Origin of the sequence: Dolichospermum heterosporum TAC447 (assembly GCF_024584745.1) — a bacterium.
Classification (GTDB): Bacteria; Cyanobacteriota; Cyanobacteriia; order Cyanobacteriales; family Nostocaceae; genus Dolichospermum; species Dolichospermum heterosporum.
The window spans coordinates 853,239-877,731 of record NZ_CP099464.1; the positions used below are offsets into that span (position 1 = coordinate 853,239).

The following is a 24,493-nucleotide window of genomic DNA, read 5'->3' on the forward strand; positions in this document are numbered from 1 at the left end:
CGCCTGGGAATGATAGCGTAGCGTGGCGTTAGCCATATTCCCAGTCTAATAGCAGAAGTCATCTGAAGATGACTAAATAACCCGGAAATTTTTGAGTAAACTTTAGTTTATAGCGGTTCTCGATTGAGTGAGATACAAGAACCCCACCCCCAACCCCCTCCCCGCAAGCGATGAGGGGGCTATGATGTATCTCATGCAAGTGCATACCGCTATACTTTCGCTATTAGCCCGGAAATTCATTTCTGGGTGGGAAGGGGGGTTTCAAAGCCTCTCTCCGCTTCGGGTAGAGGTTTGGAGAGGGGTTTGTTTATACATTAAAAACTTTTCAAACATCCTCTTAAACTGTAACTGGTTGACGAACTTCTACTGCTTCTCCTGTTAAACTAAAAGCGCGAACTTCAGTAATTTTCACCTTGACTATTTGCCCTTTGAGGCGATTAATATCACCAGTAAAGAATGTGAGCCGATTTCCTCCAGTTCTTCCCATAACCTGGTTTGTGTCTTTGGTATTTTGAGCTTCTACTAATACTTCTTCAATCCGACCAAAGTAACGTTGCGATCGCTCTGCTGCTTTGATATTAACTAAATGGTTCAATCTTTGCAAGCGATCGCTTTTAACTTCCTCACTCAGTTGATGATCCCACAAAGCCGCAGGTGTACCAGGACGAGGTGAATAAGCCGCAGTATTCACTAAATCAAACCCGATATCTGCCACCAATTGCAAAGTATTTTCAAACTGTGTTTCTGTCTCACCAGGAAAACCCACAATCGCATCAGCACTAATTGACGCATCCGGCATATACCCTCTAATAGTATCAATAATCCGGCGATATTTTTCCTGAGTATAGCCCCGTGACATAGCTTTTAAAAGCTCATTATCCCCAGATTGAAAAGGAATGTGAAAATGTTCGCAGACTTTGGGCAAATCTGCACAGGCTTTAATTAATCTTTCCGTAAAATAACGTGGATGACTAGTAGCAAACCTTATGCGTTCAATACCCGGTACATCATGGACATAATAAAGTAAATCTGTCAATGTGTGCAGGTGACGACCTTCGGCGGTAGAACCAGGTAAATCCCGTCCGTAAGCATCAATATTTTGACCCAGGAGAGTAATTTCTTTATATCCTTGTTTTGCTAACTGTTCGATTTCCGCCCGAACCGCTTCTGGTGTCCGGGACTGTTCCACACCGCGCACATTAGGGACAACGCAATAAGTACAACGTTCGTTACAACCATAAATAATATTTACCCAAGCAGTTACCTGACTATCACGACGCGGCTGGGTGATATCTTCAAAAATATGCACTTCTTCCGTAGCGACAACTTGATTACCAGCAAAAACCGACTCTAGCAAATCTTTAAGACGGTTAGCGTGTTGGGGTCCCATCACCAAATCCAATTCTGGCACACGACGCAGCAAAGCTTCACCTTCCTGTTGGGCAACACAACCAGCAACAATCAAAGTTAAATCAGGTTGTTCTTGCTTCCGTTTGGCTTGTCTACCTAAATAAGAATATACTTTTTGTTCCGCATTATCCCGAATGGTGCAGGTATTGTAAAGAATTACATCTGCTTGGTTTGGGTCATCTGACCATTCAAAGCCCATGTCTTCTAAAATACCAGCCATGCGTTCAGAGTCTGCCTTATTCATTTGGCAACCGAAGGTGATAATGTGGTAATGGCGGTTAGTGGTCATTGGAAATTACGCTTAGTTAGTAATGTATATCAAGTCTGTTTTCTATTCTATATAGCAATCCTATCTTATTTGGGGAACATTTTCAGGAGTGTGCGGTTTGTGGTGGACAATGCAAATGTGTGTCCCAATATTTCGACGAAAGCACCAAGTGTTGTGTACCCCACGAAAAAGTTTTCAAACACCTTCGCACAAAAAATCAGAATTTTTAAACCCACGCAGGTGGGTTTCGTCTGTGTAGCTGCGTATCCCTAACGGGAGCCGGAGGCATCTTTCCAGTCGCCAGGACTATAATAAATTAGACTTTTTGAACATCCTCTAGACAAATTTTAACTTGTTTCGCCAATACTCTCACATTCGGTTCATTGAGAAGAGAAAGATGAGAACCAGGAATATACTTAATATCTAAATCACCCATAACTATCTCACCCCAACCAAAATGGGAATCATATTCTAAACCTATAGCCTCAGTTCGATTTTCATCTCTTGTGCGGAAAAGAGTTAATTTCCCCACATAAGGTCGAAATACATAGGTATTCAAAGCTTGTTTATGAGCATTGGATATTTCTAAATACTTTTTATCTTCAGGGAGAATGACATGAGAACCAGTCGGAAAGTAATGATTGCAAACTTGTTTAGTATTGTAATGAAATTGTTTGTACCAACCCTTAGCTTTATGAGCAATATATTTATGTCCACGTCGAAAGATATTATTGATATGCAGCAAAATTCGCCTCTTAAATGATAACCGTCGTTCATAACCAGGACGACAGGTATCTAACATCGCTAAAAGAGCGACTTCTTGACCTTGACTGCGAATTTGTTGGGCTATTTCATAGGCGACGATACCCCCAAAGGAATATCCCCCTACAAAATAGGGTCCTTGAGGTTGAATAGTCTGCATTTCTCGCAGATACTTTGCAGCCATATCTTCCACCCGCAGCAAAAGAGGCTGTTTTCCATCTATTCCCTGGGGTCGCAGTCCATAAACAGGTTGGTCTGACCCTAAATGTATTGCTAAATCCCGATAACATAATATTTCTCCCCCCAAGGGATGAATCATAAATAAAGGTGGTTTTGTACCTTGGGGTTGAATTTCTACTAAAGATGAATAATTAACTTTGGGGGTATTTTCTAACCCTGGTTCTTGGTGGATAATTTGAGATATCGCTGCTATTGTCGCTGTGGGAAACAAAGCCGCCAAAGGCAGTTTCTTGGCAAATTTACGTTCTATATCCGCAAATAATCGAACTGCTAATAAAGAATTTCCCCCCAATTCAAAAAAATCATCTTGAACACCAATAGGTTCAACACCTAACAAATTTTCCCACAGTTTTATTAACTGACTTTCTATATCATCATGGGCATTAACAAAACTTTCTGTCAATTCTGGCTTAATTAAATTGAATGCTATGAATCCCTTTCTATCTAATTTACCATTAGGTGTTAATGGCAAGGCATCTAAAAACACAAAGGCACTAGGAAGCATATATTCAGGTAATTTATTCTGTAAATATTGCCGAATTTCTTTAGTAGTAGGTGCTGGTTTTTGTTGAGGAACAATATAAGCTATGAGACGTTTATCTTCTGGACTATCTTCACTAGCTATAACTACAGCTTCTTTAATATTGCTAATTTTCAGCAATTCCATTTCAATTTCTGCAACTTCAATGCGGAAGCCTCGGATTTTTACCTGAAAGTCTTTTCTTCCTTTATGAATTAAACAACCATCTGCTTGAATACAGCCTAAATCACCTGTGCGATAAATTCTTTTTTGGCTATTTTGAATATCGGGTAAAAATACAGCTTGCGTTAATTCTGATTTTTGCCAATAACCTAAAGCTAAATATTCACTTTTGAGGGCAATTTCTCCAATATTGCCGTTTTTAACTTCTACTCCTGCTTCATCTAATAGCACAACTTCCATATCTTCAACCGCATAACCAATAGGTACGATGCTATTTTCAATCTTCGTATCTTTATCAACGATGAAATTACGGAAAGTTCCTGCTTCTGTCGCGCCTAAACTGGCATATAAAAGACAATCTGAAGAAAAGTATTTTTTATAATTTTCGACATCTCTAATTAAGGTAGCTTCACCACCTAATTTAACTAGGCGAATTTTAGGAAACTGTTCTGTACCAGTGAGAGTATCTACAAAATGCCGAAATAGAGTTGTAAATGAATGATAAATTGTAATTTCTGATGTAATTAACCAATTAACTAAATTAGTTAATCCCTGTTCTTTGACATTGAATGAATAGAGACTTGCACCATTAAGTAAAGTGTAAAAAATACATAATATTCCACCTAAAGCACTACAAGAATAGAGAAAAACTACCCGGTCTTGATGGTTAATTAATAAAGTTTTTGTGTCATTCATGCAGTAATGCAAAGCATTACGATGATTCTGTACAACTCCCTTGGGTTGACCAGTTGAGCCACTAGTATAAATTAGATAAGCTGGTGCTTCTGGTGATATTTTGATAGTGGGATTTTGGCAAGAATTATGGTTATCAATATTGTCTAGATTAAATAAATGACAATTGTTAATAGTACCTCCAGCGAGTTTTCTTGCCAAATCCAAATTGAGATTATTGGTAATAAATGCAACAGCTTGAGCATCTTTAATAATATAAGCTAGTCTATCAATAGGAAATGTGGGATCTAAAGGAACAAAGATTTTACCTGTTTTCAATACTCCCAACATACTTGTAATGAAATCTGCACCTTTTTCCAGTAGTAATACAATTACTTCTAATTGATTTCCTCGTTGTTCAAGAATTTGATTGGCTAACCGATTAGCATTTTTATTTAGCTGTGCATAAGTGAGAGTTTGATTCTGGGTTTTGATAGCAATATGATCTGGATATTTATCAACTTGTTTTTCAAATCGGCTAGGTATAGACTGTTCAATCTCAAATTTGGGAAAGTCTATAAAGCCTTTTGGCGAGGGAATTAAACGATTGCAAATAATTTTTTTCTGGAATAAGGTATTCGGAATTGTGGAGTAAATATTATTCATGGCTATATAAACTTTATTGAATTTTTGGTGAAAATCAGGGTTGAGGTAGAAAATTATCTCTTTTTAATTTATTTATTGCCCTTGACTTAACCAATGATGTGCATTGATAAAAATAAATGGTACGACAAATTATAATAACCTGCCATACTTAAGGAGAATCTTTCATAAAATCTTTATCTATACTTTGTTTTTAAAATAAAAATTGTATACAAATTATCCAAATTAATGTATAATCATAAACTGTACATACCCAAATTATTAGATAAATTGGGTATTTGGGTAGTATATTTTCTAATTGCGATCGCGCTCTAATTGATCAATGACTCTTTGTAAATACCAATCATCTGACATTCCCGGATAATGATATTCTTGTTGTTGAATCAAGCCTTTGGCGATTTCCCATTGTCCCCCCACTAACCGCAACAGTCGCTGACGTAAAACTTCATATTTTTGATTATTAATTACGGGCTGGGATGTTTGAATTTTTTGTAACCTATTTAATACCTGTTGATAATTTTCCCAGTCTTCTTGTTCACAATAAATACTCGCTGCTTTTTGATAATCGGCTACAGCATTTTGTATTTCTTCCAACAATGTATAGGCAAGACCACGATTATAGTAAGCTGGAGCGTAATCATGATTTATGTGCAGTGCTTGACTATAATCTTGAATTGCATTCAAACAATTACCCATTTCTCGATAAATATTACCTCTAGCAACATAAACTAAAGGATCTTCAGGCTGCATTTTTAAAGCTTGGTTTAAATCCGATAATGCACCCTGATAATCACCAATTTGGCAACGGGCTTTTCCTCGGTTACGATAAACAATGGCATCTTGAAAATCCAGTTTTAGTGCTTGATTAAAGTCAGTAATTGCTTCTCGATAATTACCAAGTTTACACTGAACTACGCCGCGACAGCAATAGGCTTGAGCATCTTTAGGATCAACTTTTAATACCCAGTTTAAATCAGCAATAGCTTCTCTAGTTTCTCCCTGTTCTGCCTTTGTTAATAATTGCTGAAAATATTGATTGGTAGAGGTAATAGATACAGTTACAGACTTATTTATTTGTTGTTCTGGTTTTTGAGGTGGTTGTAATTGTTTAATTTTTTGCAAACAACTTTGACATTTTTCCTTATCTTTTTGTTCTAGATATAATTCGGCTGCTTTCTTGAAATTAAAAATAGCATCTTGAATATGTCCCTGTTTACGTCGGACAATCCCCCGTAAATCATAAGCAGCAGCATCATCAGCATCCACCTTAATTGCCCTTTCTACATCCTCCAAAGCACCAGGAAGATTTTTTAATGCCAATCTAGCTAAAGCTCGAAAATAGAAAGCTTCTCGACTATATTCATCCAGCTTTATAGCTTCAGTATAATCATAAACAGCTTGCAGAATTGCCCCTGAATCATAATATGCTAAACCCCGTTGAATATATGCTTGACTAAACCCAGGATCTTGTTGGATAGCAGCGGTAAATTCTCCTATCGCACCAGCATAATCTTGATGTTTAGCCTTTTCTAATCCCCGGTTATAAAATTTTTCATTCATATTATTTATAGCAATTCCTAATTATATCAAGTATATCATAGCCCCCTCCTCGCTTGCGGGGAGGGGGTTGGGGGTGGGGTTCTTGTACCTCACTGAATTAAAAAACGCTATATTATTGATTGGTAACAAAATGTCATTTCATCTTTCTTAGTCTGATGAAGTACAAAATTATCTGCGTTTATCTGCGTCCATCTGCGTTTAATTATTTCTTATCCCGCTTTCCGCACTTCATTTTATAATACGCGAATATTTCCATAATTTTATTTTTTATCGTTTAATAAAACACATATTTTATCCATCATTTTAAATATTAATATTGAACAATTTAACCCTTGTTAGGAATAATTCTTGAAAAGATGGATACTACATTGTGAAGTGCGGAATATGGGTCTTATTATACCTCATTTGAGGGTTATTAGTTGGATGCAATACAATTTAGGGCGCAGACCCTGCGCCCCTACAGGTTTTGTGATTAAAAGTCAGACATGATACTAGGATAATTAATCACAAATACATCCCTACTTCCCAATCCGAGAACTTGGGGTTTTATCGGCGTAGTAAAATGAAAAAATTGATCTTCATTCACCAAAATTATTTCTCCAGGTTGCAAAACTTTGTTAAAAACTGGCTTTTCTTTTTTAGCAGCATATAAATGGGTTTCTCCACCTTGAATATTATCTCTTCCTGCGGAAAAAATGCCAATAAAATCACCACCATCTTTGTGAATGCCTTCAGGTGCAGGATTTCCTAAATTAGTTGGTGAACAGGTAGTTCTAATTTGATGAACATCAACTTCTGCCGGCGAATACAGTTTACAAGAATCACAAAATGCCAAAACCAGTTTCTTGAAAATATCTAATTCTATTAGTGCATCATCTAATTCTGCAAACTCCCTTTTTACTCCTCCCAATAAAGGATTATATTCTCTACTTTGTAATAGATATCCATGAGGCAATTTAACCAATTTATCTCCAGAAACTTTAAATCTGGATAACCTGCGGGAACGGTATTCACCCTTAACATAGGGGTCAATTGGTAAATTCTCAAAAAATGGTCGAAAACCTGATGTATTAATCGAGTTTACTTTTCTCAGAGTGAACAGAAAAGCATATTCTAATTCTGTATAGAGTGAGACTTTTTGCATAGGATATTTTTCCTTGCATTGGTAAATGCTACCATATTTATCTAAATGGTAAGCTGTAATATCTATAGCAATCCTAAATGAAATGTGAACATCTCTTATTTCCCCACCTCTGTGTCCTCTGTATCCTCTGTGGTTCGTTAAAAAAACTAGTTCATAACTCAAATAGGATTACTACATTATATTTAATTTCTCTAAAAATATTGTAAATTTGACTACAAAAGTTACTCATTTATGATGCAAATTAGACTTTTTCGATAAGAATTTAGGTAAAGTGATAATATCCCCGACTTCTGACATCAATTTATGGTTTGCGGACACAATAAACAAAAGAAGTCGGGGATCTGTTCATGGTATTTTCATTGAGTTACTATAAATCAATGCTCTACCTATTTATGACTAATGATTGATTGGCTCTATAACTACCCCACACTCTATCCTGGTATTTTACTCAAACGCTACAAGCGGTTTTTTGCTGACGTTCAACTAGATTCTGGAGAGGTAGTAACAGCACATTGTCCAAATACGGGGCCAATGACGGGAGTTTCTACCATTGGTAGTGCTGTGCAAATTTCTAAAAGCGATAATCCTAACCGTAAGTTAGCTTATACATTAGAGTTAATTCAAGTTAATGATAATCAAACAGTTTGGGTGGGTGTAAATACGGCTTTACCGAATCGGGTAATTAAATTAGCTTTAGAAAAACGTTTATTTCCAGAGTTGGGTGAATATGAACAGGTGAAAGGTGAAGTTGTTTATGGAAAAGATCGCAAAAGTCGGATAGATTTTTATTTGACGGGTAGCGCTGAAGAACGCCCAATTTATTTAGAAGTAAAAAATACAACTTGGTGTCAGGGAACTTTAGCCTTATTTCCCGATACAGAAACCACCAGAGGACAAAAGCATTTACGGGAATTAATGGAAGTTTTACCCGCCAGTCGGTCGGTAATGCTGTATTTTATTAATCGAGGTGATTGTGTAGAGTTTGCACCTGGAGATACAACAGATCCCGTATATGGTCAGTTGTTGCGAGAAGCGATTAAACTGGGTTTAGAAGTTTTACCATGTCGCTTTGATATATCTCCTGAAGGTATTCGTTATTTAGGTTTAGCAAAACTGAAAATTTAACAGAAACGTTGATGAGATGATATTAATGTCACTAAAATATTCTCAAAGGATAAGTAGGTGGACGTGAAATAACCAAAATGTGTAACGATATGTAAATTCACCTCGATGGGTTATTGTCGTTGATTTTTAGCCATTTCAAAAAACGAAATATATTTTGATTTTCCTCCGCCCACCTACTTATCAAATTGAACAGATTATCGAGATTCTCCAAAGGGAAGAATTGCTATGAATGACATGATGCAATATAAGGATTATTTTGGCTCTATTCACTATAGCGATGCAGATAAAATCCTCTATGGACAGGTGGAATATCTTCGCAGTTTAATTAGTTTTGAGGGGGAAGATGTAACTAGTCTGAGGGCTAGTTTTGAGGAAGCAATTGATGATTATTTGGCTCTATGTGAAGAAAGAGGGATTGAACCAGAGAAGCCGTTTAAGGGGAGTTTTAATGTGCGTGTAGGTAGCCAACTTCATCGCCAAGCGGTGTTATTTGCTCAACAGCGGGGGGTGAATCTCAATAAGCTGGTAACGGATGCACTGGAACGTTATCTGAAGGGGGAATCGCTGGAAAATGCTTGAAAAATGCCAAATGGTATCAGGAATATCAGCTAATATACTCAACACAGGCTTATACATTTGATCTGTGGGTAAGGGTTTAGCAGTGCTAAACCCCTACAAATCGAGGTTTTTCGTAATTTCGTAAAAGTCCATGTCCCAACCGTGTTTAGTATAGTCACTGATATTCCCGTAAAATATGCTATTGGTTAAAGTTGATGGGAAGCGAGAAAAGCATCAACTTCTGCCGCAGTTGGTTGGGAAGCGATCGCACCTGGTTTAATAGTGGTTAATGCTCCCACAGCACTGGCATAGGTGACAATCCTTTTGGCTGTATCTGCATCTTTGAGGCTGTGAATCCCCACTTGTTGCAATTGATGGATAAACCCAGCCAAGAAACTATCTCCAGCACCAGTTGTATCTACGACAGACATGGAAAACGCCGGCATTTTACCTTCATTTTCCCCTAAACAATAGGCACAACCATGTTCACCGTCTGTCACCAAAACCCCTTCCAAAGAATCGAGCCTATAAGTAATTGCCCCTGGGTCTGTAGTGTTAAATAACCATTGTGCTTCTTCTTTGGTTAATTTGAGAAAATCAAATCGCTTTAGCAATGACAGGATTTTGGTTTTAGCTGTATTTTCATCTTGCCAAAATACTGGTCGCCAATTGACATCGAGAATGATTTTGAGGTCATATTGTTCTGCTAACTCCAAAGCTCGCAAAACCGCTTTTTCACTTTCAGGATAGGCTAGTTCTAAAGTTCCCACCACCAAAAAGTCAGCTTCATTAAAGAGCGCAGTTGGTAACTTTGCTGCTTCTAGGCGGGTATCAGCAAATTCTGAGGTATCATATTTACCAAAACCAGCAAAAGTGCGATCGCCTGCCAAATCCCTAACCACATATACTTGTCTCGTTGGTGCTGTAGAATGACGTTGCACACCAGTTGTATCTACACCAACATCTTCTAATAATTTTATCAGTGTACTCCCGGCTTCGTCCTCACCCACAGCACCGATAAAACCGGCTGAAGTTCCCAACTTTACCAAAGCACAAGCTACATTCGCCGGCGCACCTCCAGGATAGGGAGTCCATGATTTCACTTCTTCTAGCTTAAGTCCCAATTGATCAGCTAAACAGTCAAGTAAGACTTCACCAAGACATAAAATAGAGGGATTACTCATTTCATTTTTGATTTTCGATGGGGCATAATCTAAATCTAGTTTGACACTATCGCAGTATGCACTTGAATAAAGCTTTTTTATTGATCCTAGTTAAAATTAATACCTATTATTTGTAACAAGTAGGACTACAAACCTAAAATTAAAAGAAAATCTTGACATTAGTATTATTAGCAACATTTAAAACTATCTACCTCGGAAAGAATCTTCTAGAATGAGGAGTAAGATTTGAGTACATATACCAAGGGAGGAATAATAAGTCATGGCTACTAGTGAGTCTGGGACCCGTGTTAGTCTGTCAGACAGAGAACTGCAAATTATAGACTTAGTGGCTACCGGCTTAACTAACCAAGAAATTGCAGTCAAACTGGAAATTAGTAAACGCACAGTCGATAACCACATTAGCAACATTCTCACCAAGACGAAAACTGATAACCGTGTGGCTTTGGTACGTTGGGCTTTACAATGGGGTAAAGTTTGTTTGAATGATGTTAATTGCTGTCCTCTTTCTCTCCGGAATGATGAAAGTATCTCTGAGTCAAGAAGCTGATTAATCTAGCTTTTTTGCTATTTTATAGATTACTGATTGAGAGTGGAGTAGTTGATTTACGCTGTTGTGTACTACTTTGCATATTAAAAAAGCAAGGTTAAAGCACAGGTATCTAAAGGCGTAAATCAATTATCCCACAAATATGCTTTTAATGATCGTTGCAGGTAATATCACATTATGTACAAACAATTGCTCAAACCAATCATCTTTGTTATTACCAGCATGGTGACAATATTGCCACAGGTCAGTATTGCTGCACCAAAGGGTTTTCAATCCCCTAGTGGTAATATGTTTTGTGAGCTAATGCCAGGAGAAATCAACAGTTTAAGATGTGAAATCAATTCTTCACTGAAACCCAAACCGCCTCAACCTTATCCTGGATATTGCGGGTTTGATTGGGGAAGGGGTTTTTTGTTACCTGCTGATGCTAGACCAGAAATTTTGTGTATTAGTGATACTGTCGCTGATAAGAATAAAACTGTTTTAGCTTATGGACAGACTTGGAACAATGGCGGTTTTAAGTGTGTTTCCCAAAAAACTGGTTTAACTTGTACTAATCAAAATGGCATTGGCTTTTTTCTCAGTCGGGAAAAATGGCGTGTCTTCGGACTTTCTCAATCTTAGTTAAGCCAGCCAGCCAGGGAATGAATTCTAGAAGGCTCTGCCTTCAATAATATTAGAGGCAGAGCCTCATCAACTGCATTCCTAGTCAGAGACTAGGAACGAGATGTGGTAGGGATTTGAGCTTAAGTTGACACCGATGAAGCTCTTACTTTACCCCTACGTTTAGAATCAAACAATCAAGCCGTTTTGAGTATAAAGGGGTTAAAATAGAGGAAAGGGCGATCGCCTACAATCACCCTTTATATAGGACTGGCTACCTATTCAAATCCCATCGCCGCCGCCACAGCCTTAATATCAGCATCAATGCCCTGTTTGAATTGAGCATGACTGTGTTTAATAGCCGTATCTGGATCTTTTAACCCATTACCAGTTAAGACACAAACAACCGTTGCACCACTAGGAACTTCGTCTTTTACTTGTAACAAACCAGCCACAGAAGCCGCACTAGCCGGTTCACAGAAAATCCCTTCCGATGATGCTAAAAGTCGGTAAGCGTCGAGAATTTCCTCATCAGTCACAGACCGGAATCTTCCTTGACTGGCCGTTTGCGCTGCAATGGCTTTATCCCAACTGGCGGGATTCCCAATTCTAATGGCCGTGGCTATGGTTTCAGGATGTTCCACCCGTTGACCATTCACCAAAGGTGCAGCCCCAGCGGCTTGAAAACCCATCATTTTCGGTAGGCGATCGCATTTACCATCTTGATGATATTGACAAAAACCCATCCAATATGCTGTGATATTTCCCGCATTGCCCACCGGAATACATAACCAATCGGGAGCATCACCCAAAGCATCAACAACCTCAAAAGCTCCGGTTTTTTGTCCTTCTAAGCGGTAGGGGTTGACAGAATTTACCAAAGTAATGGGATAACTATCTGCCACTTCCCGGACAATTTCCAGAGCGCGGTCAAAATTGCCTTTAATAGCTAACACCTCTGCGCCATAAAGTAGCGCCTGTGCCAACTTACCTAAAGCCACATAGCCATCGGGAATCAGCACAAAAGGTTTCATTCCTCCCCGTCTAGCATAGGCAGCGGCAGCGGCGGAAGTATTACCAGTGCTGGCACAAATCACAGCCTTAGCACCTGCTTCTGCTGCTTTAGAAATTGCCATTGTCATCCCCCGGTCTTTGAAGCTACCTGTGGGATTAAGTCCATCATATTTAACATACACCTTCACCTGTCTGCCAATACGTTCGGCGATCGCTGGCGCGGGAATCAAAGGTGTGTTACCTTCCAGCAAAGTCACCACAGGGGTTTTTTCACTGACAGGCAAGTATTGACGATAGGCTTCTATCAGCCCTGGCCACGGTTGGCAATGAGATTTAGCAGCAGACAGGCTCAAAGTCACAGGATTAAAAATTTCTTAATTAAGGATTTACGATTGGGAATGCTTTTGGATAAGTATCCCACTTTTCAAGTCTATATTTTACAGCGATTTCCAATTATATGATTTACATCTTAGCCCCCTCATCGCCAGCTATGAGGGTATGGGGTTCTTGTACCTCATAATACCCAGAAGTGCTGTATTTGGGGAACACTGTTATAATTATCCGAGTCTTCTGTCACTACATTTGTGACCTACTTAGAGGGTATGATAAAAACTATATAATATCTTAACAAGGATTAAGATAAGTATATTATACTATTCCTAAATGGTGTGAGTTAAATTTCTAATGCCAACAACTATGTCTACTATGTCATCCAGTGTTTCCGAATGTGAATCCCACGCTAACTTAGTCGAGAAGTTAACGAAGGCCTACTATCAAGGCGATCAGCAAGTTAAGTTTATTAACTTACAAGCAGAGGTAGATTCCCTTTTAGAGCAATTGCAAAATCTCAAAAGCGAACAAATCGAAGCTCCTAGCGACGAAGCATAAGTTACCACCTGTGGTAACTACTCAAATCGCTGATTAGTTTGTGACCAACGTTCCAAACTATATCCCTGCCTATTTTCTACCAGTAACGCTAGAGATTGATCATCGGTAAGTTGAGCGATCGCTATTAGCGTTTGCTGGTTTGCACGGGCAAAATCGCTATAAATGACATTACTATCTGCCGAAAAGATGAGAGTGCGGGGACGTTTTTGATTATCTGTCGGTTTTGAAGTATTACCATCGAAGTGATTTAAAGAGGCTATAGCAGGATCAGAAATAGTTAGCACAATCTCCTGATGTTGATCATTCGTCAAATCAGCTAATTGAACTGGCCAATCAGCCATTTTCTCGCGCATTTCCTGAAAATCAGGAATCACACCAGCAGTTAAATCACCCGACTGTTGTAATTTTTGCCATAGAACTGGCAGCATGGACTCCACTAACTTAGGTTGTTGTTGATATAAGTCCTTCACAGTTACCGGAGACGGTTCTACCCATGTTAACGCATCCACAGTCAGAGCTAAAGGTCGAGGCTGGAAAGAATTAACCTTGCGTTCAGGCAAGGCAGAACCCAACATTAACAACCGTAAACTCTGTCCCCTCACTTGTACAGCCTGAATAGTAGTTTTAGTGACCTCCTGTTCTCCATTAGGTTTCCAGACAATAACCTGCATACTGGGGTCAGAACTAATCCCCAGAAGTTTGCGCCAAAATTTTCGAGGTTGATTTTGCAGTTGGTCAAAATTAGCAAACGGATAACTTAACCAACTCATACCATCATGAAAGGCACTAACTTCCACCTGATACCAAACTTGATTATTAGTAATTTTCAAATCAGTTTGCAGAGATATTGGCAACCAATCCCCCTCATTAATGCGACTAACTTGTTTTACAGTGCCAATAATTCGACTTTTATAGGCATTAATTTTATCATCATCAACTTGAGTTAAAATACCTTGAATATAGTTAAGTGTTTCCGCATTAATATTCGGTTGTGCTTGCAACCAAGCATTAGCTCTTTCTTCCCCCCGTTGCACCTTAAAAATTAACGCTACCCAAGCTAAAACCGCGCGACGATTAGGATTAAGTCGCAACGCTACCGCAGCCCGATTCCAAATTCTCCCCTTATCAGTTTGTAATAAATTAGTAATTTCTTGACCATTATCAGGTGAATTTTCCAATACCTGCAAAGCCTTTTCCCAACGACCATCAATAATATCTGCTGTAACTTGTTGGTGAGGACTTGCCCAATTTTTCTCAGCCTGCATTCTTGTAAATTCCGAATGTAAGCGGATGACATCTATTTGCGCCCGTGCTGCCGCTGAAAAAGGCTGTTTACGCTGTTTTTCTAAAGATTTCAACCATGTAAAAGCAGGAGTCCAAAGTCCATTTCTGGCTAATAACAGAGACTGTTGAAAAGCAAATTCATTAACGGCAGGTTTTTGGAAATTAATTGCTTCCAGATAAATAGAATTAGCCACTAACTGACTCGGTTTAACTTGATAAACTTGCAAATTTGGTTCTATATTTACCGTTTGATCAATAATTAAATCTTTTGAATCATTACCCGTTATCTGTTGCCACTTAGGTAACTGCCCATTGCGGGTTTTCCAAGATAACATTTTTTGTAAGCTTTTGAGAGTAGGATTGTAATAGACAACTTGACCATAGGTAATATTATTATCGTTATTTTTGTATTCACCCCGCAAATAAAACCAAAATCCTGGAAACAGGTGAGGATCTGTAAAAGCTTTCACCTTAGTTAGAGGTAAATATATTTTTGTTTCTTGATTGTCTGATTCAGAAATAACCACACCTGAAGAGGATTCTATAAAACCTTTCGATAGACCAATAACAGGTAATTTAGTAATTAAATGGTAGTATTTTTTTGACTGAAATTTATATTCCAAATCCTGGGAAAGTTTATAGATCCTCAGTTCTACCAATTCTTGACAATTAGACTGACAATGCTGGCGTTTTTGGAAAATTGGTAATAAAAAAGATTCCTCTGACTTGCCATCTAAAGGCATGATTTCGCCAGATAGACGTTGTTTTTGACTTAAACCGAGTTCAATAGCTGTAACTGTTTCCGGTAATTCTCCTTTACCTGTAGATATTTTTGCCCATTTTGGTAAAAAATCATTCACCCAGCTAACCTGGGCAGGATTTAAAATAAATAGCACACTCATCCAACCAACACCAATAATTATACCAGCACTGCTTAACAACAGACTCAGCGCCAACGTAGACGATAACCAACTACGCCGTTGATAACGTTTGGGTAGTTTTTTAACATTCTTATTTGTTACACTTTGAGGAGGCTGATTCAGTCCAGCAGCTTTTGGTATGCGTTTGCGGGGTTTATTGATCATCTGATGATTACTAGTACATCACGGCGTAAGTGAACTAACTATTTTAATGAGATACGTAATAAAACCGGGAGTGAAGGAAGAACCATCTTTATAACCGTTAATTTTCTCGAAAATCAATCCCAGTACAAACGCATTAATTAACCTTTTAAGTAATTGGACAAAAATATTTACAGTCATTGCGAGGGAAGGGAAGCAATCACAACCCTTGGAATTGCTTCATTTCACTTCGTTCCATATGGCTAACGCTACGTAAAGATTATGCAATGACATTGTGTAATTAATTCTGTCTCACTACTTATTCTCTCTTCTGTTAAACTGGGAATCAAAAAAATAATTTCCTAATTTTCAAATCCACATTCCTAAAGGTTTGAACCGTTTATTACTAACAAAATATGGCGAATATTTTGAAAGCTTAATAAATCACCAAAAGCATTGATAAATAAGGGTTTCAGGTTTTTATTTGGCGAGAATGGCAGAAGAGTGATAGCTGAATGCTTACAGAGTCACTCACTGCATAAACGGTTTATGGGTAAATAACTTGCAAAAATACTGGCTTGGACAGATAATTGATGTTGTTGATACCAGGTGAAAGCATTATCTGCAACTACCTGTCCCTCTAATAAATTCAGTGTGTGATCATTTCTGTCTGCTAACCAATAATGTTTCCCAGCTTGTAACCCATCTGCATCTTTACCTTTATACCATACACCGATAGGTAACAATTTGTGAGAACAATAGGCAGCAAAAATTCCTGATTTGCTTAAATAGTCAGTATGATAATTGAAAAAACCAACTAAGGAACTAGATAATATATTACTAATTTCTTGACTAGATTTAATTCCCAAACAGGTAACAGGAATTCCATTAATAGGCTGAACTTCAAACTTGAGAGGAGAACCAATGTCCAAAATTTCCTCAATTTCCAATTCTTGACAGGTCCTCTGTAACGCTAATAGAGATTGCTGATAAACACGAGAACGTGGGAGAGTACCACCAAATATTACCAAACGCCGCTGTCGTTCTGACAAAGGGGTGAGATTTTTTGGTTCACCGACATTAGAAAACACTGGTAAAGTGGGAATATCCGAATGTTTTCCTTGACTAAATTTTCGGATAATATCAGCATATCCTTCTTTGCTGGTGATACAGCGAATCGCTCAATTTAATCAACCGAGTCGCTAAGTTTCTTTGGAGTGGCGATGTCCAAAACTGGCTATTCCAAATTGGACCAAAAGCATAGATTTCATGAAACATTGTCACCAAACGGCGTTTATTTCCCTCTTTTCGCCACCTTTCTAAAGCTTCTACTAACCAAATCGGACAGCCTCTCCTGGCATAACCATAGCCCACATAATGCAGTAACACTGTTGTCCTTGATTTTTCTGCACTGAGTAAATTTAACAAATTCTGGCTAGATTGTTGCTGAATTTGCCCAACTGTAAACCCATCTAAAATAGTTTCTCCAGACCAATTAGGATCACCAATCACAAAATTTGTAATTACGCCAAAATCCTGACACATTTGTTGAGCTAACTTTAACCCATAATCTCCTACTCCATCAACGGCAGGGGGTAAACGAGGAACAATAGCCGTAATTTCCATAAGTTTGGTAATGTTAATTTTTACATCAAATTTATACTATTTACCAGGATAAAATTATGAAAATCAATTATCCTAGTGTTTCGATACTGATAATGATATTCAAATAAAAAATACCGTCAATTTCTTCACCTAAGTGTAAAAGTTAATATATATGCCTAAAACTCGAAAACTTCTCTCTATTGGTCACTCCTATGTAGTCAGTCTGAATCGGCGATTAGTCAATGAAATAGCCCGTCTAGGACAAGGCGAATGGGAAGTAACAGCCGTTGCTCCTGCCTTTATGTACGGAGATCTACGACCTATATCCCTAGAAACTGATCTTAATGAAATCTGTCGGCTTGAAGCAGTACCTGTATATAATAGCAAAATTCACATCATGACCTATGGTTGGCGACTGCGGGAAATTATGCAGCAAAACTGGGATTTAGTGCATTGTTGGGAAGAGCCTTACATATTTGCCGGTGGACAGGTTGCTTGGTGGAAGACAGAAAAAACTCCATTAGTTTACTCAACATTTCAAAATAAGTCTAAGCAATACCCACCTCCATTTAACTGGATTGAGCAATATGCCATGAGTCATTCTACAGGATGGATTGCCTTTGGAGAAAGGGTTGCCGAAACTTTAATATCTCGTCAAGGCTATTCACGTCCTATGCGAGTTATTACCCCTGGTGTGGATATCAATCATTTCTACCCATCTGTTGATGCAAAACATCAAATTCTTCGTCTTCTTGAGTGGGAAGAAGAAGGAACACCTATTATTGGCTATTTAGGTCGCTTTGTTCCCGAAAAAGGATTAGACTTACTCATGAAGGTTTTAGATAGCTTGGAAACTCCTTGGCGAGCTTTATTTGTGGGTGGTGGAGTTATGGAATCATCATTAAGAACTTGGTCGGAGCGTTATCCTAACAAAGTAAGAATTTGTACAGACATTAAACATAATAAAGTTTCCCAATACATCAATGCCATGGATATGCTTGTCGCTCCCAGTCAAACTGTGTCTAACTGGGAAGAACAATTTGGAAGGATGCTAATTGAGGCTTTTGCTTGTGGTATTCCTGTTATTGGTAGTGACAGCGGTGAAATTCCTTATGTCATTGATGATGCAGGTTTGGTAGTTGGTGAAAAAGATCAACTTGGTTGGGTTAAAGCTGTTTCTGATTTGCTTAATAGTCCATCTCAACGTCAAGAACTAGGACAGAAGGGTTTAGAAAGAGCGCATAAATTGTACACTTGGCCTTCCGTTGCTAAACAACATTTAGAATTTTTCACAGAACTTTTGAAGAATTGAATTTGGGTACCGGTTTTTGGCAAATTATCGCTGTTTTTATCCCATTAGTAAATTTATCAACAATTGACCAATCTTGAGGAATTGCGATAAACCATCAATTTAGGTTGTTTTAACCAGAATAAAAGACTTTTTAGTGATATTAACAACATTTATTTTGAATCTTGTTTGCGAAACATTTTTTGTAGTTTACACCCTGTAAAGGTAAAATTAAATACATTCCAAATAAAATCTTTTCAAATATTAATATCCGAATTAAACAACTAAGATAAGTAGGTGAACACAATAAAACCAAACTGTGTAAAGAAGCGTAAAATCGCCCAAACCCTCTTCACTCTTGCCTTGCCATAACGACAATTTTCAACGCTAACCTACTTAGTTTAGTTTACTAAGGGATCACCAAAAAATAAATTACCCAATTTTGTGGGATGGGCATCCTGCCTGTCCTTGGTAATTAGCGGGCAAGATGCCCGCACCACAAGAAACTTTTGGGGATTTTTTTAATTGGAAGTCCCTAACTTCTGAAGCACTCAAGAAAATTAAAATTAACAATATGTCTCAAATGCGTCTTGCCATTATCTGCGATTACGTGGAAGAAAGCTGGCATAGTATGGATTTATGCGCTCAGATGCTAATCAACAACCTGCAAGCTGAATATACCACATCTATTCAATCTATAGAGGTGCTGCCAAAATTTAACAGCCGGTTTCAACAAATTCCTCGACTCGGTAAAAAGCAACTTGCTTATAATGCAGATCGCTTACTTAACCGCTTTTGGGACTATCCCCAGTATCTCAAAAACAGGGTGAAAGAGTTTGATTTTTATCACATTTCTGACCACTCCTACGCCCATTTAGCCCATGTTTTACCACCAGAACGGACGGGAGTATATTGTCACGATCTTGATGCCTTTCGCTCTCTTCTAGAACCAGAAAAAGAGCCTCGTCCAGGCTGGTATCAAGCCATGTCTCGGAGAATTTTACACGGTTTGCAATCATGCAGCCTGGTATTTTATTCTACCGCAGAAGTCAGAAAACAAATTGAGCATTACCAACTGGTAGAACCATCGCGCTTAGTCCATGCTCCCTATGGTATCGCCTCAGAGTTTAGTATAAATTCTGAATCGGATATATTATCACCGCAGATACCTAAACAGCCTTTTCTACTTCACGTTGGTAGCTGTATTCCTCGCAAACGGATGGATATTTTATTAGAAGTATTTGCACGAGTCCGCAGTATTCATCCAGATTTACAACTTGTTAAAGTGAGCGGTGAGTGGACACCAAACCAACAACAGCAAATTACGCAGTTAAATATAGGTGATGCAATTATTCATCTTCAAAATTTGCCACGTCCAACTATTGCTACTCTTTACCAACAAGCATCAGCCGTGTTATTAACCAGTGAAGCCGAGGGTTTTGGATTACCTGTGATTGAAGCTTTAGCTTGTGGAGGTATAGTAATTGCTAGTGATATTCCTGTATTGCGGGAAGTAGGTGGAGAAGTTGTTATGTATTGTCCAATTACAGATATATCAGCTTGGGTGCAAACAATAGAACAAGTGTTAGCAAATCCAAATTGCACTCCTACTATTAATTCGCGTCTAACTCAAGCACAGAAATATTCTTGGTCTAATCATGCTCAAATTATTGGCAAATCTTATTTAAAATTAGTGGGTATTGAAAATATATGAAAATTGTATTTGTCAACCCTGTAGGAGTAATTGGTGGTGCAGAGAGAGTTTTATTAACTATCATAGCTGCACTTTTGAATACAAAGCCAAATATCCAACTGTTCCTCATTGTTGGAACTGATGGACCATTGATAGAAGAAGCAGAAAAATTGGGTGTACAAGTAAAATTAGTCAAATTACCAGAAGAATTGAACCAACTGGGTGACAGTGCTTTTAAAGGTAGTAATCGGGCTGTAATGGGATTAATATTATTATTCAGACTAGTCAAAATTTTACCAAACATTGGCCAATATTTGCGAGAATTTCAGCGATCGCTCCAACAACTCCAACCAGACTTAATTCACTCCAACGGGATTAAAACTCATTTACTCATAGCATTGGCTGGAATCAAGGATATACCAATTATTTGGCATATCCATGATTTTTATAGTTCACGTCCATTCATGGCACGGGTTTTAAAACAGGTCAGCTATGGGGCTAAACTAGGAATTGCTATTTCTGAAGCTGTAGCTAAAGATGCGAAAACTACCCTACCTAAATTACCAATAGAAATAATTTACAATGCCGTTGATATTAATTATTTCTCTCCCATACCTTCACCCCACCATACCTTCTTAAAAATAGGATTAGTTGCAACTTTTGCCCGTTGGAAAGGTCATGATATTTTCTTAGCAGCAGCATCAGAAATTATCAAAACCTACCCTAATTTAAATGTGCGTTTTTGTATAGTTGGTGGAGCAATTTATAAAACTCGCGGTTCTCAATTTTCTGAACAGGAATTAAAAGACAAAGCCGCACATTTAGAGATTGCAGACAAAGTTGATTTTCTCGGTTTTCAGCAAGATATTGCTCAAGTCTATCGTGATTTGGATATCGTCATTCATGCCAGTACCCAACCAGAACCCTTTGGTTTAGCAATAGTAGAAGCAATGGCTTGTGGTAAACCAGTGATAGTATCTCAAGCTGGTGGTGCGGCTGAGTTATTCACTCATAATTATGATGCAGTTGGTGTACCACCAGGAGAACCAAAAGCCCTAGCAGCAGCAATTATAGATTTACTTGAAAATCCTGAAAAGCGCCAATTTCTGTCAGCAAATGCGAGGAAAACAGCTACAAATAATTTTAGTCACCAACGTTATGGTGAACAAATTATCACAATTTATCAGCAGGTTAAGTGGTCAGACAAAATTAAATTCACTCGTTGAGAAAGATGGCAGGGGCAGGGGGCAGGGGGCAGGGGGATCATCATCAAAGACAGCAAGGGAGGAGGGGAATGGAAAAAGAACCAATCAAAAGTCATGAAGACCTAGAAGCATATAAAATGGCATTTGATGTCGCCATGAAAATCTTTGAATTATCTAAGAAATTTCCTGTTGAAGAACGTTATTCTTTAACTGACCAGATTCGTAGATCATCCCGTTCTGTATGTGCTAATTTAGCTGAGGCTTGGAGAAAACGTCGTTATGAAGCAGCTTTTATAGCTAAATTGAATGACAGTGAAGCTGAAGCAGCAGAAACCCAAACTTGGCTAAAATTTGCTGTGAAATGTGGTTATTTAGATGTTGATACAGGCAGAGAACTTTATGGAATTTACAACCAAGTTTTAGGCATCTTAGTGACTATAATCAACAATCCATCTCCTTGGCTCATAAAACGCTAATTTCTAATCCCCTGCTCCCTGCTCCCTGCCCCCTGCCCCCTGCCCCCTGCCCCCTGCCCCCTGCCCCCTGCCCCCTGCCCCCTACTCCCTGCCCCCTACTCCCTGCCTAACCAACCTCACTTCCAGCATAGTCATAATATTGCTGTCTAGCACTAATGCCATTCATAACTACACCTAAAACATTTTGATTAGCCTGATCTAACACATTTTTAGCAATAGAAACACTATCAGTATCAGCTACTCCTGGTCTGACAACAAACAAAATTCCAGTCGCCAATTTACCTAAAATGGTAGCATCAGCAGAAACAGTCAAAGGCGGTGTATCAATCACCACAAAATCATATTCCTGGGCAAGCTGGTCTATCAACTTAGGCATTTGACTAGAACCGATTATTTTCGAGGGGTTCTTAGTTTCTTTACCCGCAGTGATCAGATGTAAGTCAGGTGTAATTTCTATTAAGGCACTATCTAAATTTGACTGGCCTTTAATAACATTACTTAAACCAATCTCATTAGCAACTTTCCAAATTTTATTTTGATTAGGTTTCCGCAAATCTGCATCTATTAGTAATACCTTATGTCCTAATTGTGACATGGCAAAAGCTAAATTGGCGGAAATTGTGGACTTACCCTCTTTCGGTACGGAACTTGATACGACAACAACTTTGATTCGTTGTTGAGAATTAAAAAATCTCAAATTGGTTTCCAACATCCGAAAAGCCTCACTCATGGGAGAGTCAGATTGGTTGCTGACAATGATATCGGGAATTTCGCTACCATTACTAAATGACGGAATATAGGCTAGGAGGGTATAATTTAACAATTCTTGAGCAGATTTAGTTGTCTTGATGGTGTTATCCATTTTTTCCAGCATAAAAGCTGTAGCCGCACCCAGTAAAACCCCACCAATCAATCCTTGGAGTAAATTAGTATACTGACGGCTCTTAATTGGTACGACGGGAATTATCGCCGGCGTAATTACCCTAGCATTACTAACCTGCATATTTTCGGCTACTTGCAGTTCCTGATATTTAGCCAGGAGATTTTGATAGCTAGACTCAGTAGCACTTATTTCTCTTTCTATCTGGCGTTGTTGTAATTCAAGTTGTGGCAACACATTAGCCCTTTGTCTATAATATTGAATTGCTTCGGCTAGAGCCTTCAACTGCACTTCTAAGCTCAGAAGTTCTGTTTCAGCATCAGCATAATCTGCAAGAATACGTTGTTGCAAACTAGATCCACCTAATGGAACTATATCCTCGGCATTTTTTATTTGATTTAAACGCCCCACGTTACCAACAAAACTGCTTTTGATCCGTCCCTGGAGTTCTTGTTTAAGAACAACTTCCTGTTCCTGGAGATTAATTACCGTGGGGTGGGTATCATTTAAGGTCAACCTTAGTATTGCCAATTTTTGTTGTGTCTGTTGTAACTGTTGCAATACTTGGGTAACATTCGGTGACTCACCCACAAAACCAGCAATTACAGCTTCCTGTGAATTTATCCCAAACAACCGCCTAATTGATGCCATTTTTGCAGTTTGCACGGATAATGCTGATTTCGTTACTACTACCTGTTTATCTAAATCTGCGAGAATACTAGCACTTGATGCCGCTTCTGCCCTCAAGTCTAACACTCTATTCTCTTGTTTAAAATTTAACATTCTCCTTTCCGCCAGGTTTAGTACAAGCTTTCCTTTTGGTAGTTGTTCAGCGATGAATTGCCTCGCAGATTTGGTTTGCAAGCGGTTAGCGTTAATATCATTCTCTATATAAACTTTCATTAATGAGTTAACAATCTGAGTGGCCTGTCGAGGATTTGTAGTTGCATAACTTATTTCTAAAATATCAGTATTCTCTATATTCTTGATCTGTATGTCTTTTATAAGAGTTAGCGGGTTTAAGTTGAGTTTGAGACTACTAATTGTTTTTTCAGCTATAGGCAGGGAACGTAATACAGCTATCTCTGTTCCCAGTGGTCTACCAGTCACTGAACTTTCCAGTTGCCCTAATTGGCTACCTACTCCTGTCAGTGAAGAGGTGGAATTCTTTTTGAGGACTAACTGACCAGATGCTTGATAAATAGGTGTTTCTAATACGCTTTTAAAAATACTCAAGCCTAAAAGAGTCAAGAAAACTATGGAGACAGGCAACCACCGACGCTTGAGGATAATCCAATATCGTAAGTATTCTTCCATATATTTATAGGGTAGTCAAACTTTAGTTATTATACAATACCATATTTATTTTCTTATTGTTGATGACTCTAAGTCTATTTCAGGATTGAATTGTGTAAATATAATTACCAGCACAAAAAAGATTTTTCTTTCTAAAGTCTCTAAATACATTGATTTAATGCCAAATTGGTAGTATGATTTTTTCGCAGCCTCTGTAAATAAGTAATGGAACAGAATTAATTACACAATGTCATTGCAAATGGAACGAAGTGAAATGAAGCAATCGCAAGGGTTGTGATTGCTTCCCTTCGCTCGCAATGACTGTAAATATTTTTGTCCAATTACTTAGATACATCAATCAGAA

General features: G+C 38.3%; 19 protein-coding genes. 9 read left to right on the top strand and 10 right to left on the bottom strand.

Translation table 11 applies throughout. The annotated features are described in order from the left end of the window. Positions 1-337: 337 nt before the first annotated feature. From miaB to NG743_RS03835, 4 genes are all read right to left on the bottom strand, one after another. Positions 338-1,699, bottom strand: a complete 1,362-nt coding sequence (gene miaB / locus NG743_RS03820) for a tRNA (N6-isopentenyl adenosine(37)-C2)-methylthiotransferase MiaB (RefSeq protein ID WP_027404781.1) — start codon at positions 1,697-1,699, stop codon at positions 338-340. A gap of 295 nt (positions 1,700-1,994) precedes the next feature. Further along, on the bottom strand, positions 1,995-4,721 hold the full coding sequence (locus tag NG743_RS03825; protein WP_257121545.1) for an AMP-binding protein: 2,727 nt from the start codon (positions 4,719-4,721) through the stop codon (positions 1,995-1,997). A gap of 291 nt (positions 4,722-5,012) precedes the next feature. After that, positions 5,013-6,278: a tetratricopeptide repeat protein gene (locus NG743_RS03830; protein WP_193962518.1), complete on the bottom strand. Its 1,266-nt coding sequence runs from the start codon at positions 6,276-6,278 to the stop codon at positions 5,013-5,015. Between the two features lie 472 nt (positions 6,279-6,750). Then, positions 6,751-7,422 carry a 2OG-Fe dioxygenase family protein gene (locus NG743_RS03835; protein WP_193962519.1) on the bottom strand — a complete coding sequence of 224 codons (672 nt, stop codon included), beginning with the start codon at positions 7,420-7,422 and terminating at the stop codon, positions 6,751-6,753. Between the two features lie 399 nt (positions 7,423-7,821). Between NG743_RS03835 and sfsA the strand changes: the two genes are divergently transcribed. Together sfsA and NG743_RS03845 are read left to right on the top strand one after the other, a co-directional pair. Then, complete coding sequence (gene sfsA, locus NG743_RS03840) at positions 7,822-8,547, top strand: DNA/RNA nuclease SfsA (protein ID WP_027404777.1); 726 nt, start codon at positions 7,822-7,824, stop codon at positions 8,545-8,547. A 225-nt stretch (positions 8,548-8,772) separates the two neighbouring features. Next, positions 8,773-9,126 (top strand): type II toxin-antitoxin system HicB family antitoxin, encoded by a 354-nt coding sequence (locus tag NG743_RS03845; RefSeq protein ID WP_027404776.1) that lies wholly within the window; start codon positions 8,773-8,775, stop codon positions 9,124-9,126. 185 nt (positions 9,127-9,311) lie between these two features. Here the strand turns inward: NG743_RS03845 and NG743_RS03850 are convergent, their stop codons facing one another. After that, entirely contained in the window at positions 9,312-10,289 is a 978-nt protein-coding gene (locus NG743_RS03850) for a carbohydrate kinase family protein (protein ID WP_027404775.1), read from the bottom strand. Positions 10,290-10,548: 259 nt separating this feature from the next. On the opposite strand from NG743_RS03850, the gene pedR reads away from it, so the two are divergent. Both pedR and NG743_RS03860 read left to right on the top strand, forming a co-directional pair. Further along, positions 10,549-10,836, top strand: a complete 288-nt coding sequence (gene pedR, locus NG743_RS03855) for a photosynthetic electron transport-dependent transcriptional regulator PedR (RefSeq protein ID WP_027404774.1) — start codon at positions 10,549-10,551, stop codon at positions 10,834-10,836. A 177-nt stretch (positions 10,837-11,013) separates the two neighbouring features. Further along, positions 11,014-11,460 carry a DUF6636 domain-containing protein gene (locus NG743_RS03860; RefSeq protein ID WP_027404773.1) on the top strand — a complete coding sequence of 149 codons (447 nt, stop codon included), beginning with the start codon at positions 11,014-11,016 and terminating at the stop codon, positions 11,458-11,460. Between the two features lie 257 nt (positions 11,461-11,717). On the opposite strand, the gene thrC is transcribed toward NG743_RS03860, so the two are convergent. After that, a complete protein-coding gene (gene thrC, locus NG743_RS03865; RefSeq protein WP_027404772.1) occupies positions 11,718-12,812 on the bottom strand; it encodes a threonine synthase in 1,095 nt (364 codons plus the stop codon). Positions 12,813-13,137: 325 nt separating this feature from the next. Here thrC and NG743_RS03870 point away from each other — a divergent pair, with 325 nt between their 5' ends. Then, positions 13,138-13,341: a hypothetical protein gene (locus NG743_RS03870; RefSeq protein ID WP_080683959.1), complete on the top strand. Its 204-nt coding sequence runs from the start codon at positions 13,138-13,140 to the stop codon at positions 13,339-13,341. Positions 13,342-13,358: 17 nt separating this feature from the next. Here the strand turns inward: NG743_RS03870 and NG743_RS03875 are convergent, their stop codons facing one another. From NG743_RS03875 to NG743_RS03885, 3 genes are all read right to left on the bottom strand, one after another. Beyond that, positions 13,359-15,710: a hypothetical protein gene (locus tag NG743_RS03875; protein WP_257121546.1), complete on the bottom strand. Its 2,352-nt coding sequence runs from the start codon at positions 15,708-15,710 to the stop codon at positions 13,359-13,361. A gap of 503 nt (positions 15,711-16,213) precedes the next feature. Further along, positions 16,214-16,777, bottom strand: a complete 564-nt coding sequence (locus tag NG743_RS03880; protein WP_257121547.1) for a hypothetical protein — start codon at positions 16,775-16,777, stop codon at positions 16,214-16,216. Between the two features lie 52 nt (positions 16,778-16,829). Next, positions 16,830-17,312: a hypothetical protein gene (locus tag NG743_RS03885; protein ID WP_257121548.1), complete on the bottom strand. Its 483-nt coding sequence runs from the start codon at positions 17,310-17,312 to the stop codon at positions 16,830-16,832. A 151-nt stretch (positions 17,313-17,463) separates the two neighbouring features. Between NG743_RS03885 and NG743_RS03890 the strand changes: the two genes are divergently transcribed. The 4 genes from NG743_RS03890 to NG743_RS03905 all read left to right on the top strand — a co-directional run bounded on the left by NG743_RS03890 (position 17,464) and on the right by NG743_RS03905 (position 21,953). After that, positions 17,464-18,603: a glycosyltransferase family 4 protein gene (locus NG743_RS03890; protein ID WP_027404768.1), complete on the top strand. Its 1,140-nt coding sequence runs from the start codon at positions 17,464-17,466 to the stop codon at positions 18,601-18,603. A gap of 550 nt (positions 18,604-19,153) precedes the next feature. Further along, positions 19,154-20,293: a glycosyltransferase gene (locus NG743_RS03895; protein WP_027404767.1), complete on the top strand. Its 1,140-nt coding sequence runs from the start codon at positions 19,154-19,156 to the stop codon at positions 20,291-20,293. Next, a complete protein-coding gene (locus NG743_RS03900; protein ID WP_257121549.1) occupies positions 20,290-21,498 on the top strand; it encodes a glycosyltransferase family 4 protein in 1,209 nt (402 codons plus the stop codon). Before NG743_RS03895 ends, NG743_RS03900 begins: the two co-directional genes overlap by 4 nt. A 68-nt stretch (positions 21,499-21,566) precedes the next feature. Next, positions 21,567-21,953, top strand: coding sequence for a four helix bundle protein (locus tag NG743_RS03905; protein WP_257121550.1), 387 nt, complete (start codon positions 21,567-21,569; stop codon positions 21,951-21,953). 106 nt (positions 21,954-22,059) lie between these two features. Here the strand turns inward: NG743_RS03905 and NG743_RS03910 are convergent, their stop codons facing one another. Next, the gene (locus tag NG743_RS03910) at positions 22,060-24,150 is read right to left on the bottom strand and encodes a GumC family protein (protein WP_027404764.1); all 2,091 of its coding nucleotides are present in this window, start codon (positions 24,148-24,150) and stop codon (positions 22,060-22,062) included. Positions 24,151-24,493 lie beyond the last annotated feature (343 nt).

Excerpts from the sequence above, each read along its gene's own strand:
- miaB (WP_027404781.1), bottom strand. The coding sequence starts at position 1,699 with ATGACCACTAACCGCCATTACCACATTATCACCTTCGGTTGCCAAATG.
- NG743_RS03825 (WP_257121545.1), bottom strand. The coding sequence starts at position 4,721 with ATGAATAATATTTACTCCACAATTCCGAATACCTTATTCCAGAAAAAA.
- NG743_RS03830 (WP_193962518.1), bottom strand. The coding sequence starts at position 6,278 with ATGAATGAAAAATTTTATAACCGGGGATTAGAAAAGGCTAAACATCAA.
- NG743_RS03835 (WP_193962519.1), bottom strand. The coding sequence starts at position 7,422 with ATGCAAAAAGTCTCACTCTATACAGAATTAGAATATGCTTTTCTGTTC.
- sfsA (WP_027404777.1), top strand. The coding sequence starts at position 7,822 with ATGATTGATTGGCTCTATAACTACCCCACACTCTATCCTGGTATTTTA.
- NG743_RS03845 (WP_027404776.1), top strand. The coding sequence starts at position 8,773 with ATGAATGACATGATGCAATATAAGGATTATTTTGGCTCTATTCACTAT.
- NG743_RS03850 (WP_027404775.1), bottom strand. The coding sequence starts at position 10,289 with ATGAGTAATCCCTCTATTTTATGTCTTGGTGAAGTCTTACTTGACTGT.
- pedR (WP_027404774.1), top strand. The coding sequence starts at position 10,549 with ATGGCTACTAGTGAGTCTGGGACCCGTGTTAGTCTGTCAGACAGAGAA.
- NG743_RS03860 (WP_027404773.1), top strand. The coding sequence starts at position 11,014 with ATGTACAAACAATTGCTCAAACCAATCATCTTTGTTATTACCAGCATG.
- NG743_RS03870 (WP_080683959.1), top strand. The coding sequence starts at position 13,138 with ATGCCAACAACTATGTCTACTATGTCATCCAGTGTTTCCGAATGTGAA.
- NG743_RS03875 (WP_257121546.1), bottom strand. The coding sequence starts at position 15,710 with ATGATCAATAAACCCCGCAAACGCATACCAAAAGCTGCTGGACTGAAT.
- NG743_RS03885 (WP_257121548.1), bottom strand. The coding sequence starts at position 17,312 with ATGGAAATTACGGCTATTGTTCCTCGTTTACCCCCTGCCGTTGATGGA.
- NG743_RS03890 (WP_027404768.1), top strand. The coding sequence starts at position 17,464 with ATGCCTAAAACTCGAAAACTTCTCTCTATTGGTCACTCCTATGTAGTC.
- NG743_RS03895 (WP_027404767.1), top strand. The coding sequence starts at position 19,154 with ATGTCTCAAATGCGTCTTGCCATTATCTGCGATTACGTGGAAGAAAGC.
- NG743_RS03900 (WP_257121549.1), top strand. The coding sequence starts at position 20,290 with ATGAAAATTGTATTTGTCAACCCTGTAGGAGTAATTGGTGGTGCAGAG.
- NG743_RS03905 (WP_257121550.1), top strand. The coding sequence starts at position 21,567 with ATGGAAAAAGAACCAATCAAAAGTCATGAAGACCTAGAAGCATATAAA.
- NG743_RS03910 (WP_027404764.1), bottom strand. The coding sequence starts at position 24,150 with ATGGAAGAATACTTACGATATTGGATTATCCTCAAGCGTCGGTGGTTG.